This is a genomic window from Streptomyces lunalinharesii, assembly GCF_039532155.1.
Classification (GTDB): domain Bacteria; phylum Actinomycetota; class Actinomycetes; order Streptomycetales; family Streptomycetaceae; genus Streptomyces; species Streptomyces lunalinharesii.
Window position 1 is genome coordinate 118,106 of the sequence record NZ_BAAARK010000006.1, and the last position, 14,021, is coordinate 132,126.

The following is a 14,021-nucleotide window of genomic DNA, read 5'->3' on the forward strand; positions in this document are numbered from 1 at the left end:
GCCCGGCTGGTGAGGGCAGCGAGGGCCGGACGGGAAGGACGAACAGGATGGGAGACGACACCATGACCGCGCCCGCAGCACGCTTCCGGACCGCCGTCGAGGACCGCGACCTGGCGGCGCTGGAGGAGCTGTTGACCGAGGACGTCCGCCTGTACAGCCCGGTGAAGTTCCGGCCGTTCGAAGGCAGGCCGGCGGTGGTGGGCCTCTTGCGGGTCCTGCTGCGCACCTTCGAGGACTTCCGCTACGTCGGCGAGTTCGCCGGCGCCGCCGAGACGAGCGCGGACGGCACCGCCACCCCCTCGTCGGTGCTGATCTTCCGCGCCACCGTCAACGGCAGGGAGATCCACGGCATGGACCTGCTGCACCACGCTGAGGAGGGAGCCGGGGCTGGGGACGGAGCCGGGGGCGGCCGGATCAAGGAGATCAACGTGATGGTGCGGCCGCAGTCCGCCGTGCAGGCCCTGGGCGAGGCGGTCCTCGCCGGGTTGGTGGCCGACGGGCTGGCGCCCGCGCCCGCCCGTTCGTGAAGCGGAGCGGCGCGGCCCATCCCCCTGTGTGGGCCGCGCTGCCCGTGCCGTCGTCGACCTACGCCGGCGTCCGCTGCGGCAACCCTCGTATGCCGCACCGGTCCGTCGGGGCGGGTCCGAACCGCGCCTCCCCCCGGCGAGGGTCCGGCAACCGCCCCCGCCCGCAGTGGGGTTGGTGACGGCGGGGAACGCCCGCAGCCGTTCGCGGGAGGACCGCGCGCGGCTCCGCACCGGCACCCGGGAGGTGCGGTTGCGGCGTCACCACTCCACCACCGATCGTCCGAGCACCTCGTCGAGCCCGTCGCGGTACCAGGCGTCCGGCGACACGTCGAGGCGTTCGGGCGGGTTCGGCGCCGTCGCGGTCGGCTCGGCGGCCGCCGACCGCATGTCGTACCGGTCTTCCCGGTCACGCGGGCTGCGCGCGTCCGGGGGCACGAGCTGGTCCCCCTCTCGGAGGTAGGCCAGCATCCTCTCGTGCGGAGAGGAATGGCTGTTGTTCATGATCACCCTTCCCTCAGGAACTGTTGGGGGTGGATCGGTCCCACCCAGGGGCCACGGGGTCGGTCGACGACCGTCCCGTGGCCCCGGGGCGAGGTCCGGTCCGGCGCCGCGCCAGGGCCGGGCGCGGCGGCCGCACGCCGCGGCCGCCGGGTGCCCGGGCCGTGGCCTACGCGGGGGCCGGTTCCTCGTCGTCACGGCAGCGCTTCGCCTTGGTCTCGGCCGCGGCCAGCTCACGGCTGACCGTCGCGGACGAGACCTCCAGCAGCTCGGCGATCTCGACGCCCTTCAGTCCCCAGACGTGGGTGAGTTCCCAGACGGCGGCCTGCCGCTCGTCGGCGATCGCGGTCTTCACCGACTCCAGCAGTTCGAGGTACTCCAGCCCGGCGGCCGGACCGGTCGCTAACTGCCGGGCGTGTTCCGGGGGTTCGTCGTAGGGCTGCTCGCCCGAGGACGCCTTGCGCCAGTGGTCCCGGAGCTTGTTGCGGGCGACGACGGTCGCGAACACGATGATCGGCTTCTCGAACTTGGTACCCCGGCGGAACTCCTGGAGCACCGCTATGCAGGTCTCCTGGGTGATGTCCTGGGCCAGGTGGTAGTCACGCGTGACCCGCGTGACCGAGGAGATCAGCCGGGGCTCGATGGCGCGCAGCGCATCCTCCATCAGCGCGGCCTCGCGTGCCTTCGACAACCGGCGGTGCGCCTCTCCGGAGTCGTCGCCGCCCCCTGAGAGCTGCCTCATGTGTCGTCCTCTCCACTGACCGGGTACCGCAACAGGGCCCCGGGCTCAGTAGGAGGACGAGTCGGCGCCCCGATTCCTTTCATTGCCGCCGGATGAAAGATCCGCGGTCCTCGACGGGACCTCAGGGCATGGACACGCGTACTGCCCTCGCCCTCGTACTCGGCGGCCTGGCCGTCTACCTCGCCTACTACCACCCCGTGCTCGGCGCGGCCATCGGCATCGGTGTCGTCGTGGTCACCCTGCTCCTGTCGCTCCTGGAGAAGTAGCCGGGCCGGACGCGGCGGGGCACGGTGCCCGCTCGACGCCGCCGCGGCCCCGCCACCGGTCGCCGTCCCGGGGCTCCGCCTACCTCAGCACGGTGAGGGCGAGCGAGGCCGCCGCCAGTCCCAAGTACCCGGCGGGAGCGGCCATGGTGGCGTACGCGCGCACCCGGACGTGGGCGACGACGGCGCCGACGAAGAAGAGGACGAGCCCGACGGCGGCGGCGACGCCGAGGGGGCGGAGGCCGAGGAGGCCGATCAGCAGCCCGGTCGCTCCCGCACCCTTGAGGGCGCCGAGCCACGGGAGCCAGGACCGCGGAACGCCCACGGCGGCGGAGTTGGCGAGGACGAACTCGGCCCGCACGAGGTCCGCGACGGCGACCGCCGCGTTCGCCGCGACCGTCAGGACGATGATGATCACGTAGGCCGTAGCCATGGGCGACGCCTCCCTTTCCCTGCTGCTTCGTTACTGCTTCCCTGCTGCTTCCCTGCTGCGCGGACGCGGTGAACGCGACGGGTGCACCGGTGGCGGGCCGGTCCTTCGGGGGCGCGGTTCCGCTCGGGCCGTCTGTGACCAGCCTCGTCGCGCCGTGCCGCGGCGTCCAATACCTGCGGCCATAACCTGGCGGCATGGATGTCGACACCCGACTGTTGCGCTGCTTCGTCGCCGTGGCGGAGGACGGGAGCCTGACCCGGGCCGCACAGCGCCTGTTCGTCTCGCAACCGGCGCTGACCAAGCAGATCCAGCAGTTGGAAGCGCAGCTCGGAGTGCGCCTGTTCACGCGGTCCCGGGCCGGCATGGCCGTCACCGAGGCGGGGCGTGCGCTCGCGGAACGGGTGCCGGCCCTGCTGACCGACTGGGACCGGACCGTGCGGGAGACGAAGGCGACGGCGAGCCGGTCGGCCCAGGTGCTGCGGGTCGGATTCGTGGCCAGCGGTGCCAACGAGGCGACGCCGCGCATCGTCGCGGAGTTCGCGCGGCGGCGACCGGGTTGGCGGGCCGAGATGCGCCAGGCCGCCTGGTCCCGTCCGTCGGCCGGACTGGCCGACGCGGAGGTCGACGTCGCCTTGGTACGGCTGCCGTTCCCCGGCCAGGAGTCGCTGCGCGTCGTGACGCTCTTCACCGAACCCCGCTGCGTCGCGCTCGCCGACGCCCACCCCTTGGCCGCGTGCGAGGTGGTTCCGTTCCGCGCCTTGTGGGACGAGCCGTTCGTGGCGGCGTCGGCGGAGACGGGGCGTTGGCGGGACTACTGGCTGGCCGCCGACGAGCGCGAGGGGCATCCGGTCGACGTCGGCGCCGTCACCGACCAACCGGACGAGTGGCTCAGCGCGATCGCCAACGGCTACGGCGTGGCGCTCGCTCCGGAATCCGCCGCCCGCTTCTACGCGCGCCCCGGGATCACCTACCGGCCGGTCACCGGCGTCAGTCCCAGTCAGGTCGCCGTCGCCTGGGCTCCGGCGGACGACAGCAACCCCGTGGTCCAGGACTTCGTCCGGTGCTGCCTGGCGGAGACGGGACGGGCGGACGGCTGAGGCCCGGGGTGCGGGCGTGGCGCCAGGCACCCCATGCACTTGACCTCGATCATGGTTGATGTTCGAGGCTGTTCCTGCGGCAACCGCCCGGCGGGGCCGCACCGTTCAGGTCCGCCCGGTCAGCCGGTTCCCGTCCGGGGCCGGTCGGCGCCGCGGCGGCGCCACACGAGAGGAGCAGCGCCCATCATGGTCGACGAGGTCACGCGGTGGATCAGGGACAACGCCCACCACCTCACCACGGACGAGCCCACCGCCCCGCTCACCGACCTGCGGCCGTTGGCGGACGTGGTGCGCGATGCCCAGGTCGTGGCGCTGGGCGCCGCCGGCCGGGAGTCCCGCGAGCTGTCCGTCCTGGCCCACCGGATGGTGCGGCTGCTGGTCGAGGAAGAGGGTTTCCGCACCCTGGTGTTGGAGGGTGACGTCCCCTCCAGGATCGGTCTCGACGCGTACGTCAACGGCGGGCCGGGCGACCCGCGGGCGCTGCTGTCGGCGGCCCGGTCGTTCTGGCGGACCGAGGAGATCCTCGACCTCGTCGAGTGGCTGCGCGACCACAACCGCCGCCACCCGCGCGATCCGGTGCGCCTGACCGGCTCGAACGGCGGGGTCCGGCAGGCGCCCACCTCCCTCGACCAGCTCGCGACCATCGAACGGTGCCTGGCCGAGGACACCATCCGCTGGCAGGAGCGCACCGGGCACAAGGTCGTCTACTGGGGCGGTCTGGCCCACACCTCCAACGGCGACCCCCGTACCCTTTCGCCCTCCCCGACGCCCACGACGCACCGGAACGCCGGCAGTCACCTGCGCGCCCGATACGGGGCCCGCTTCGTCTCCCTCGGGCTGACCTTCCACCACGGGAACGTGCCGTTCCCGGTGCCCGCTCCCCCGCCGGAGTTCGCCGAGGCGGTCCTGGGAACCGCCGGCACGGACGCCTACCTGCTGGACCTGCGGGCCGCCGCTCCGACTGCCGTCCGGACCTGGTTGGCGACACCGACCAGGACCCGGCTGATCGGCCCCGCCTACGATCCGGGCGCCGATGCCGACCACCACATGTCCGGCGGATCGCTCGCCGACTGGTTCGACGCCGTCGTGCACGTACCGGAGGCCACCCCGACGCGTCCGCTCCGGCACCCCGCCGGCGCGGAATGACGCGGCGCGGAACGGTGTTGGGGCGGAATGAAGTCGGTGGGGGCGGTGTTGACGGGGCATGGCTGCCATTCACCACACCACGCTCAAGCCCACCAAGTTGGAGCTCCTCACCGATTGGCTGCCCGGCCAGCCGTGGTTCCGGGGTGACCACCCGTCACCGGAGCTGACCAAGGCGGGCGGCTTCCGGCTCGACGATCCGCAGGGCGAGGTGGGCATCGAATGCCTGGTCGTCACGGACGCGTCCGGTGCCGTTCCGCGGTCCTACTTCGTCCCGCTCACCTACCGCGGGGCGCCGCTGGACGGTGCCGAGCGGGCACTGGTCGGCACCACCCAGCACGGCGTGTTGGGGAAGCGGTGGATCTACGACGGAGCCCACGACCCGGTGTTCGCCGCCGAGTTGCTCGCGCTGTTCCAGGGGCGTGCCGTGCCGCAGGCGCAGGACGACTCCGACACCCGCGACGACTCCGTAACGCGGCACGTCGAGGACGCCGCGGCGTTCGGCTCGTCGCGGGTGGTGGGGGCGGTGACCGTCGCCCACGGCACCCGGGGCACCGAGCTGGCCCTGGCGACCACCACCGCACCGGGCGCGGAGCAGGCGTCCGGGTCGGCGGCGGCCGGCCGGCCGGCGCCGGCTTCGAGCGGCCTCGGCCTGCGCCTCGCGCGCCTGCTGGAGCCCGTGGCCGGTCCCGACTTCACGGCCGGCGACGTGGCGGCCGACGGCCCGGGGCTCCTGGGAGCGGTCACCGGTGTCTGGCGGTCGGGTGACGACGCGGAGCAGCGCGGCGTGTTCGCCACCCTCCGCCCGTCCGGCGCCTGACGCCCACACGGCGGGCCGGGTGGTGCTCGACGCGGGGCGGGTCCGTCGGCTCGGTGCCGCGGGGCGGGCAATTTCCCTGCGACCGGGCACAGTTCCGGGGGTGGCCGGCGGTGGGCGTCGCACCGTCCGCCGGGCGGGCGGACTGCGTGCGTCCGGGTGAACAGTGCGGCCGGCTGGGCGTGCCGGGAATCGATACGGGCGCCGCGCTCCCCTTTATTGGGCTTGTGACGGATCCTGTGGACGTGGCGATGGTGTTGCTGGGCGGGTTCCCCCCGGGGCCTGCGGCCGGCGAGCAAGCGGACGGCCGCCCGGCCGACCCGCAACCGTGCCGTCCGAGGGAGGCGGCCGGCGCCGACCTCACAGGGCCGTCGCGCGCAGCCGCTCCCGGAACGCCCTGACGTGCGGATTGCGTTGATGGGGTGCCAGCCGCTGGGCCAGCCGGGGCAGCGTGCCGTGCACGGAACCCGCGGTGAGCTGCCGGTGGTGGCGCAGGGCGTGCAGGGAGTGCTCCACCGCCGCGTCCACCTCGTTCAGGGCGAGCAGGGTGTGGGCGAGCTGGGCGTGCAGCAGGGTGCGGGCCTTGTGGTGGTCGGCGGGCCGGCAGGCGAGGGAGTCGGCCAGTTCGCCGAGTGCGGCCTTGTGGTCGCCCAGGCATGACAGCACCTCGGCCCGCTGGTAGCGCAGGGCGGTCTCCGGATAGCTGGTGAAGGGGCCTTCGGGGCCGGTGGCGCGCGCCAGGTGCTGTTCGGCTGCCAGCAGGTCCGCGACCGCCGCCCGGCTCTGCCCGGCACCGGCCCGGACGACCGCGCGTCCCGCATGCAGGTAGGAGCGGACCGCGCTGGGCACCGCCGATCCCGCGATCTCGATGGCAGCCTCGCCGAGGGCGAGTGCTTGGTGGTGGTCGCCGAGTTGGTGCGCCTGCAGGCTGAGGCAGCGCAGGGCGATCGCGTAGGAGCTGTGGTCGCCGGCCGCGCGGGCGAGTTCGAGGGCGATGTCGTAGTAGTGCTGGGCGAGGGCGGGGTGCCCGGTTTCGCAGGTGCGGCCGGCCAGGAGGACCGTGAGGTGCGCGGCGGCGGTGAGCAGGGCCCGGCGGACCGTGGGATGTGCGGGGGCGGTGAGCAGCGGCACCACTTCGGTGGCGAGGTAGCCCGCCAGTGCGGGGCGGCCGTGGGCGCCGCCGTGTCGCTCGCCCACGTGGGCACTGCGGATGGCCACCGCTTCCAGGCGCGCCGGGGCCGCGGCGGACACCTGCGGTGCGCGGAGGTCCGCCGGGGGCAGGGGTGGGCGTCGGCTCCCCCAGCCGCTGAACGGGGGCGGTGGGGCGGAGAGGACGGTGCGCGCCAGGTCCGCCCGGTGTGCGGGGTCGGTCTCGGCTCGGCAGAGGGCGGCGAGGCGGAGTACCGGGTCACGGCCGCCCAGCGCGGTCGTCAGGGCGCCGGCCGGGTCGGGGTCGGCGAACCCGGTGTCGCGGGGCGTGAGCCGGCGGCCGATGCGGCGGCCCAGCGCCTGGCCGATCAGTTGGCCGGCCGGCGGGCGGGGGCGGGCTCCGTTGAGCCAGCGGGCCACCGAGGTGCGGTCGTAGCGCAGGCGCACGCCCTGGGCGGCGCCGAGGGCGTTGACGGCGCGGGCGAGGTCCGTGGCGGTCCAGTCGGCCTCGGCCAACAGTGCCGCGAGCATCCGGTTGGGGCGGCGCGGGGGCGTCATCGTCTCTTTGCCTCGCTCATTGGTCGGGCTCGGGCTGAGGATCGTTCGTCGGGGCGAGTGGCTTTCAACACGTTCACGCTTCCCGCCGGGGCCCGGCGTTCCACCTGGGCTGGATTCATGGTTCCGTTGGTGGACGGCTGTTGGCTACGGCTCAGCGGTCCGCAAGGCGCCTTTCCGGCCACGGAGAGGCTGCCCCGGAAGAATTCCCCGGACACTCCGGAGGGCCCCCGCAGCGGTGGGTAGGAAATTGATCAGGCACCACGGCAATACCACGTACGGACGTCGTTCCCCATGAACTCCTTTGGCACCATCCGTTTCTCCGGTTCCCCTCTTTCGGGCCTCCGCGGCAGGACTGGGGAATTGACGCGGAATGACGCGGCGCGCGTCCTGCGCACCCCGCCCGAACCCCCGTGCCGGGAGCCCTGAGTGCCCTCGTCACGCCGCCGCAACGACAATCTGCGGGCCTTGCTGGCGGAGGCCCGCTGGACCCAGGCGGCGTTGGCGCGCACGGTCAACGCCCTCGCCGCGGAGATAGACCTCGACCTCAATTACGACCGCACGGCCGTGGCGCACTGGCTCAGCGGGACCCGTCCGGCGCCCCCGGTGCCGGAACTGCTCGCGGAGGCGTTGTCCCGTCGGCTGGGCCGCTCGGTCTCCCCCGCTGCGGCGGGGCTCTCCGGGGAGCCGTCCGCTCCGGCGGGCGGGCGGCTCCCCCTCTCCGCCCTTCCGGTGGGCGCCGCGCTCACCGAGCTGTGCAGCATGGAGAACGACCCCGCGCGCCGGGCCGCGGCCCGTGTGATGCCGTACCGGGAAGCGGAGTTGGCGAGGGTCGCGGCCGGCTGCGCGGAGCGGGTGCCGACGCCCCGGGCACCGCGCGGCGCGCCGGCCGCCGGCGACGACCTCGGCGTCGTCCGGCTCGCGGTGCGCTTCTACTCGGCCTCCTTCGACGCGCACGGCGGGCGCCGGGCCCGGTCCGCGCTGGCCGCGTACCTCGCGGACGACATCGCTCCGCTGCTGCGCGAGCGGGACGGCCACCAGCCGCGCCAGGAGCTGCTGGTGGAGGCGTCCCGGCTCGCGTTCCTGCTCGCCCGGATGTACCAGGACGCCTCCCTCCACGGGCTCGCCCAGCGCCACTTCGGCACCGCGCTGCGGCTCGCCGACGAGTCCGGGGACGCCACGGCGCGCGCCGTGGTCCTGCGCGGGCTGAGTGCCCAAGGACTGGCGCTGGGCCACCGGCGCGTCGCCCTGCACGCGGCCGAGGCCGCCGCCGCCACCCGGGTCTCCCAGGGCCCGGCCCGGGCGTTCCTGCTGTCCCAACTGGCCGTGACGCAGGCGGCCTACGGGCGGCACCGGGCGGCGCGGGAGTCCCTGGGCCGGGCCGAGCGCGCGCTGGCGAAGGGCGAGCGGGGCGGCGCGGCGGAGCCGTTCACCGCCTACTCGCCCGGCTCGCTGGAATTCCAGTGCGCCGAGGTCCTCAGACATTCCGGTGACTTACCGGCCGCCCGGGCGGCCTTGGCCAACTCGCTGGTGCACCGTTCCGTGGCGGACCACCGGGGCATGGCGCTGAGTCACGCTCAGCACGCGGAAATACTCATGGGGCTGGGTCATGTGGAAGAGGCGTGCGCCTCGTGGAATTCCTTCCTCGACCACTACGTCCAGCTGCGGTCCGGGGCGGCGGATCTGGCCGCCGGACGATTGCGGCAACTGCTGACGCCCTTCCGGAAACTCCCGGTGGCGAGCGCCGTGTTGCACCGGACGTTCGCCGTGACGTCACCGTCCTAGCACTCCCGAGACATCGCTTTGCCTGCGCGTTCACCTCTTTCAACAGCCCCGGACGGTAAACGGAGGCCACGGGCCCGAGGACGGATGTTGAATGGCATAACACCGACCGGGGACCACCGAAATTGGGGTGAGGAAATGCCTGATGCCGTCGCGACCAAAAGAGGAGAACGCGACCCGGAACCATTGCGGATCGTCCATGTCTTTCCCGGGCAGGGAGATTTCGCGGTGAGTCCGCTGAGCCGGGCGGTGCGCACGCACGCGGTCGTGCGGAATGCCGTGCGTGACGTATGCGAAGAGGCCGAAGAAGTGGGTGACGCATTCGGCATCGTGCCGCTCGCGAAGGCGTTGTTGAGCGAGACTCCGCCCAGTGGTCGCGAACTCGCCGCCGGCCCCGTGGGCACCCCCCAACTCGCACTGTTCTGCTCGTCGGTGGCCGTGCACCGCGCGCTGTGCGCCACCGGCCTGGCGCCGGACCGGGTGCTCGGCGTGAGCTTCGGGGAGATCGCCGCGCTCACGGCGGCCGGGGTGTTCGAGGTCACCGAGGGCGCCCGGATCGCCTGCTCGTTGGCGCACCAACTGGCCCGTTGTGCAGGGGGGATGACGCTGATCGGGGCCGGCGCGTACCACACGGCGGACCTGGTGCGCGCCGCCGGTCGTCCCGGCGTCGCGCTGGCCTGCGTCAACGCTCCGGACGAGAGCATCGTCAGCGGGCCGCTGGCGGACCTGGGCGCCGTGGAGGAACTCGCCGCGCGCCGGGGCCTGCCGGCCGCGCGCCTGCGGTTGCCGTTCTCCTCCCACCATCCGTCCCTCACCGGGCCGGCGGACGCCTTCGCCGCCGCGATCCGGCACCTCGGCCCCCGTCCGGCGCGGCTGCCCGTGCACTCGGCCGTCCGCGGCGGCCCCTACGGGCCGGGGGACGACGTCCACCGCGGCCTGGCCAACTGCCTCGTCCACCCGGTGCGGCTGCCGGCGGTGCTCGACGGGCTGACCGCCGACGGCCGCACCCTGTTCTTCGAGGCCGGCACCGGCGGGGCGCTGACCCGCAGCATCCGGCAGACCCTGCCGCCCGAGGCGGCCGGCGCCCGCGCGCCGCTCACCGATCCCACCTTCCCCTGGCCGCGGCCCGGCGCCCCGACCGCCGACCGGCCGAACGCCGCGCTCGCCGCCGCCTTCTGGAGCCAACACGATGACCACGTACCCGCAACCGCCCGGTGAGCTCGACGCGCTCGTCCACGGTGCCCGCCCCTACGCCCTGCGCAGCCGCCTCCTGACCGCCCTGGCGGCCGACCGCGAGGAGGCCGCCGACCCTCCCGAAGACCCCGCCCGGCGGGTGCACCGGCGCCTGCGGCGCCTCGCGGACAACCTGCCTCCGGTGGGTGAGCTGTTCCGCGACCCGGAGCAACTCGCGGTGCTCAGCGAGTGCGTGGCGCTCGCCGATCCGCCGCTCTACATGGCCGTCGTCAACCACTACGTGCTCTGCCTGGGCTCCGTCGTCACCCTCGCCGACGACCCGGCGACGCTCGGTCGCCCCTGGCAGGCGCTGGCCACCGGCCGTACCAAGGGCGTCTTCCTGGTGACCGAGGTCGGGGACGCCAGCAGCCACCTGGGCATCCGGACCACCGCCCGGTTCGACCCCGAGACCCGGGAGTTCGTGCTCGACACCCCGGTGGTGGGCGCGGCGAAGTTCTCCGCCGTCGGGGGTGCCGGGGTGCCGCAGAGCGCCGTGGTGTGCGCCCGACTGGTCGTCGACGGGAGCCCGCGCGGGGTCTTCTCGTTCGTGGTGGAACTCACCGACGCCGACGGCCCGCGCCCGGGCGTGCAGGTGACCCGCAGCGTGGACGTGCCCTCGCTGCCCCTGGACTACGCGCTGGTGCGGTTCGACGGGGTGCGCGTGCCGTACGTGCAGTGGCTGCGCGACCGGGCCCGCATCGACGCGGACGGGTCCTTCCACGATCCACTCGGCGGTCCGGACGCCCGGCTCCAACGGACCCTGTCCGTGGGGCAGATCCTGTGGGCCACCCTGCCCTCGGCGGTCGCCACGATGGCCCGGCAGTCCGCCGTGACGGCCCTCCGCTTCGCTGGGCACCGGCGCGCGCACGGCCGGTTGGCCCCCGGCGCGAGCGTGCTGGAGTTCCGCAACCAGCAGCACGCGCTGCTCGGCGCGCTCGCCACCTCGTTCGCGCTGACCTGTGCCGGTCGGACCGCGCGGGAGATCTGGGCCCGGTCCCGCAGCGCCGCGGCGCACGGTGCCCCGGCGCGCCGCGCGGACGGCATGACCTTCTCGCCGTGGACCGCCGTCGACCGGCCGCTGGCGGTGCTCAAGGCGGTCACGGTGCGCGGCGCCGCACGGGTGGCCGGCGACTGCCAGCACCGTTGCGGGCTGGCCGGCTTCCTGCGTCCCAACCTCCTCGACGGCTACCACGGCTTCGCGCACGCCTTCGACACGGCGGGCGGCGACAGCCAGTTGATCCTGTTGGACGCCGGTCGGGCGCTCGCTCAGGAACGGGGCGGCGGAGCGGGCGGCTCCGTGCGGCCGATCGACGTTCCCGCGGACCACCCGGGGTGGTGGCCGGCGGTCGCCCGGGCGCAGGAGGGGTGGCTGCGCGAGGACCTGCACCGCGCGGTCCGCCAGGGCGCCCGGGTCGGGCGGACCGGCCTGGACCTGTGGAACCCGCTGCTCGACTCCGCACACGGCCTCGGGGAGGCGTACGGCGCCCGACTGGTCGCGGACGCCGTGGCCGCCGCCGTGGAGGCCGTCCACCAGCCCGAACTCCGGTGCGTGCTGCGCCCGTTGGCCGCGCTTTACGGGGCCGTCGAAGCCCGCCGCCTGGCCGGCGGGCTGGTGGCCACCGGCACCCTCGCCCCGGCCACCGTCCGGGCGCTGCCCGCGGTGGTCGACGGCCTGTGCGACCGGCTGCTGCCCCATCTCCCGCTGCTGTGCGAGGCGCTGGGCGCGCCTCCCGGCGCGGCGCCGGCCCCGTTGGCCGCCGACGACTACGCGGCCGCCCTGTACGACTCCCTCGACCGGTGACCGGAAGGCCGTCATGAGCCCGCACTCCTCCCCCCTGCCGCGCATCGGCGTCCTGGGCATGGGCACCTACCTGCCGCACGACACCCGCACCAACGAGGACGTCGCGGCCGCCGCCGGCGTCACGGCCGAGTGGATCGCCCAACGCACCGGCGTGCACACCCGGCACGTCGCCGATCCCGACCAGGCGGCGTCCGACCTGGCGGCGAACGCGGTCCGCGCCGCGGTGGCCGCCGCCGGCATCGACGTCGACCAGCTCGACGTGCTGATCGCCGCCACCTCCACCCCCGACGAACTCGGCCCGTCCACCGCCTGCCGGATCCAGGCCCTGATCGGGGCCCGGCACGCCGTGGCACTCGACGTCAGCGCCGCCTGCGCCGGTTGGCTGTTCGCGGCCCGGGTCGCGCACGACTGGCTGCGCGGCAGCGGTGGTGGCGCGCGGTACGCGGCGGTGGTCGGCGTCGAGGCGTACTCGAAGTTCCTCGACCCGACCGACCGGGGCACCGCGGTGCTGTTCGCCGACGGGGCGGCGGCCGCGGTGCTCGGTCCGGTGCCGGAGGGCGCCGGGTTCGGCGACTTCCGCCTCGGCTCCGACGGCACCGGCGCGCACCACGTCCTGATCCCGGCCGGCGGCAGCCGCGTCCCGGCCAGTCCCGCCACGCTCGGCGCGCACCGGCACCGCATCCACATGGACGGCCGCGCGGTGCGGGACTTCATCGTCGAGATCTTCCCCCGGCTCGTGCGCGAGAGCCTGGCCGCCAACGACCTGCGGCTGGAGGACATCGACGCCGTCATCACCCACCAACCCAACCCGGTGCTGCTGCGCAGCCTCGGCGAACGGATCGGCATCCCACCCGGGCGGCTGGTCATCGTCGGCGACGAGGTCGGCAACATCGGGGCCGCGAGCGCCCCGTACGCGCTGGCCGGCGCCGCCGCCCGCGGGCTGTTGCCGCCCGGCGGCCGGATCCTGCTGGCCGTCTTCGGCGCCGGCGTGACCTGGGGCAGCGCCCTGCTCACCTGGACCGGTGCGCCCACCATCCGCATCGCCCCCACCCGCGCCGCGCCGCACATCCCCGCCCCACCGCCCGCTTCCGCCGGGCCCGTCCCCACTTTGCAGAGGAGTTCCTCATGACGTCCCTTCACGACCCGTTCCGACTGGACGGAGCGCGGGCCCTGGTCACCGGCGCCTCCCGGGGCATCGGCAAGGCCACCGCCGTGGCCCTCGCCCGGGCCGGCGCCGACCTGGCGCTGTCCGCGCGCAGTTCGGGCGCGCTCAAGGAGACCGCCGCGCTGGTGGAGGACGAGGGCCGCACCGCGGTGCTGGTCCCCGGCGACCTCGCGGAACCCGGGGCCGCTGAGGCGGTCGTGGACGAGGCGGCGGCGGCGCTCGGCGGTCTCGACGTGCTCGTCCACAACGCGGGCGTGCTGCCCGCCCAGGACGACGGCGCCCCGATCCTCGTGCCCCTCCAGGACTCCGCGCAGGCCGACTGGGACCACGTCGTGTCGGTGAACCTCAACGCCACCGCGGCGCTGTGCCGGCGGGCCCACCGCCACCTCACCGGTTCGTCCCGGGCCAGCGTCGTGGTGATGTCCTCGCTCGCCGGGGTCGCCGGCGCCCCGCGGATGGAGGCGTACGGCGCCTCCAAGGCGGCGCAGATCGCGCTCGCCCGCAGCCTGGCGGTCGGTTGGGCGCGCGACGGCATCCGGGTCAACGCGCTGTGCCCGGGCTGGACCCGCACCGACATGACGACGTTCGCCTACTCCCTGGCGCCGCTGTCGGACTGGTTGATGGCGCATGTCCCGTTGGGCCGCTGGGCGGAACCGGACGAGATCGCCCACGCCGCACTGTTCCTGGCCTGCCCCGCCGCCTCGTACCTCACCGGGCAGGCCCTGGTGCTCGACGGCGGCACCTCCGTGCCCGACGGCGGACTGGCCGGCATCCCCAAACCGCCGTCCCCGTTCACCGCCTGACCATCCCGCGAAT

At 74.6% G+C, this 14,021-nt stretch carries 14 protein-coding genes; 10 read left to right on the forward strand and 4 right to left on the reverse strand.

The genetic code is table 11. The annotated features are described in order from the left end of the window. Window positions 1-62 precede the first annotated feature (62 nt). Window positions 63-527 carry a nuclear transport factor 2 family protein gene (locus ABD385_RS12025; protein ID WP_425585394.1) on the forward strand — a complete coding sequence of 155 codons (465 nt, stop codon included), beginning with the start codon at window positions 63-65 and terminating at the stop codon, window positions 525-527. A gap of 258 nt (window positions 528-785) precedes the next feature. On the opposite strand, the gene ABD385_RS12030 is transcribed toward ABD385_RS12025, so the two are convergent. Next, window positions 786-1,028, reverse strand: coding sequence for a hypothetical protein (locus ABD385_RS12030; protein ID WP_344575157.1), 243 nt, complete (start codon window positions 1,026-1,028; stop codon window positions 786-788). A gap of 166 nt (window positions 1,029-1,194) precedes the next feature. Then, a complete protein-coding gene (locus tag ABD385_RS12035; protein ID WP_344575158.1) occupies window positions 1,195-1,767 on the reverse strand; it encodes an RNA polymerase sigma factor in 573 nt (190 codons plus the stop codon). Between the two features lie 128 nt (window positions 1,768-1,895). On the opposite strand from ABD385_RS12035, the gene ABD385_RS12040 reads away from it, so the two are divergent. Next, complete coding sequence (locus ABD385_RS12040; RefSeq protein WP_344575159.1) at window positions 1,896-2,033, forward strand: hypothetical protein; 138 nt, start codon at window positions 1,896-1,898, stop codon at window positions 2,031-2,033. Window positions 2,034-2,112: 79 nt separating this feature from the next. Here the strand turns inward: ABD385_RS12040 and ABD385_RS12045 are convergent, their stop codons facing one another. Continuing rightward, on the reverse strand, window positions 2,113-2,463 hold the full coding sequence (locus tag ABD385_RS12045) for a DoxX family protein (RefSeq protein WP_344575160.1): 351 nt from the start codon (window positions 2,461-2,463) through the stop codon (window positions 2,113-2,115). A 194-nt stretch (window positions 2,464-2,657) separates the two neighbouring features. On the opposite strand from ABD385_RS12045, the gene ABD385_RS12050 reads away from it, so the two are divergent. From ABD385_RS12050 to ABD385_RS12060, 3 genes are all read left to right on the forward strand, one after another. After that, complete coding sequence (locus ABD385_RS12050) at window positions 2,658-3,560, forward strand: LysR family transcriptional regulator (RefSeq protein ID WP_344575161.1); 903 nt, start codon at window positions 2,658-2,660, stop codon at window positions 3,558-3,560. 186 nt (window positions 3,561-3,746) lie between these two features. Beyond that, window positions 3,747-4,706: an erythromycin esterase family protein gene (locus tag ABD385_RS12055; protein WP_344575162.1), complete on the forward strand. Its 960-nt coding sequence runs from the start codon at window positions 3,747-3,749 to the stop codon at window positions 4,704-4,706. A 58-nt stretch (window positions 4,707-4,764) separates the two neighbouring features. Beyond that, window positions 4,765-5,523, forward strand: a complete 759-nt coding sequence (locus ABD385_RS12060; protein ID WP_344575163.1) for a maltokinase N-terminal cap-like domain-containing protein — start codon at window positions 4,765-4,767, stop codon at window positions 5,521-5,523. 357 nt (window positions 5,524-5,880) lie between these two features. Here ABD385_RS12060 and ABD385_RS12065 read toward each other — a convergent pair whose 3' ends face one another. Then, a complete protein-coding gene (locus tag ABD385_RS12065; protein WP_344575164.1) occupies window positions 5,881-7,227 on the reverse strand; it encodes an NsdA family TPR-like regulatory protein in 1,347 nt (448 codons plus the stop codon). Window positions 7,228-7,653: 426 nt separating this feature from the next. On the opposite strand from ABD385_RS12065, the gene ABD385_RS12070 reads away from it, so the two are divergent. The 5 genes from ABD385_RS12070 (at window position 7,654) to ABD385_RS12090 (ending at window position 14,008) form a co-directional block, all read left to right on the forward strand. Beyond that, complete coding sequence (locus ABD385_RS12070; protein ID WP_344575165.1) at window positions 7,654-9,009, forward strand: NsdA family TPR-like regulatory protein; 1,356 nt, start codon at window positions 7,654-7,656, stop codon at window positions 9,007-9,009. A 306-nt stretch (window positions 9,010-9,315) separates the two neighbouring features. Continuing rightward, a complete protein-coding gene (locus ABD385_RS12075; RefSeq protein ID WP_344575166.1) occupies window positions 9,316-10,224 on the forward strand; it encodes an acyltransferase domain-containing protein in 909 nt (302 codons plus the stop codon). After that, on the forward strand, window positions 10,196-12,040 hold the full coding sequence (locus ABD385_RS12080) for an acyl-CoA dehydrogenase family protein (RefSeq protein WP_344575167.1): 1,845 nt from the start codon (window positions 10,196-10,198) through the stop codon (window positions 12,038-12,040). Before ABD385_RS12075 ends, ABD385_RS12080 begins: the two co-directional genes overlap by 29 nt. A gap of 13 nt (window positions 12,041-12,053) precedes the next feature. Then, window positions 12,054-13,169, forward strand: coding sequence for a 3-oxoacyl-ACP synthase III family protein (locus ABD385_RS12085; protein ID WP_344575168.1), 1,116 nt, complete (start codon window positions 12,054-12,056; stop codon window positions 13,167-13,169). After that, window positions 13,166-14,008 carry an SDR family NAD(P)-dependent oxidoreductase gene (locus ABD385_RS12090; protein WP_344575169.1) on the forward strand — a complete coding sequence of 281 codons (843 nt, stop codon included), beginning with the start codon at window positions 13,166-13,168 and terminating at the stop codon, window positions 14,006-14,008. Before ABD385_RS12085 ends, ABD385_RS12090 begins: the two co-directional genes overlap by 4 nt. Window positions 14,009-14,021 lie beyond the last annotated feature (13 nt).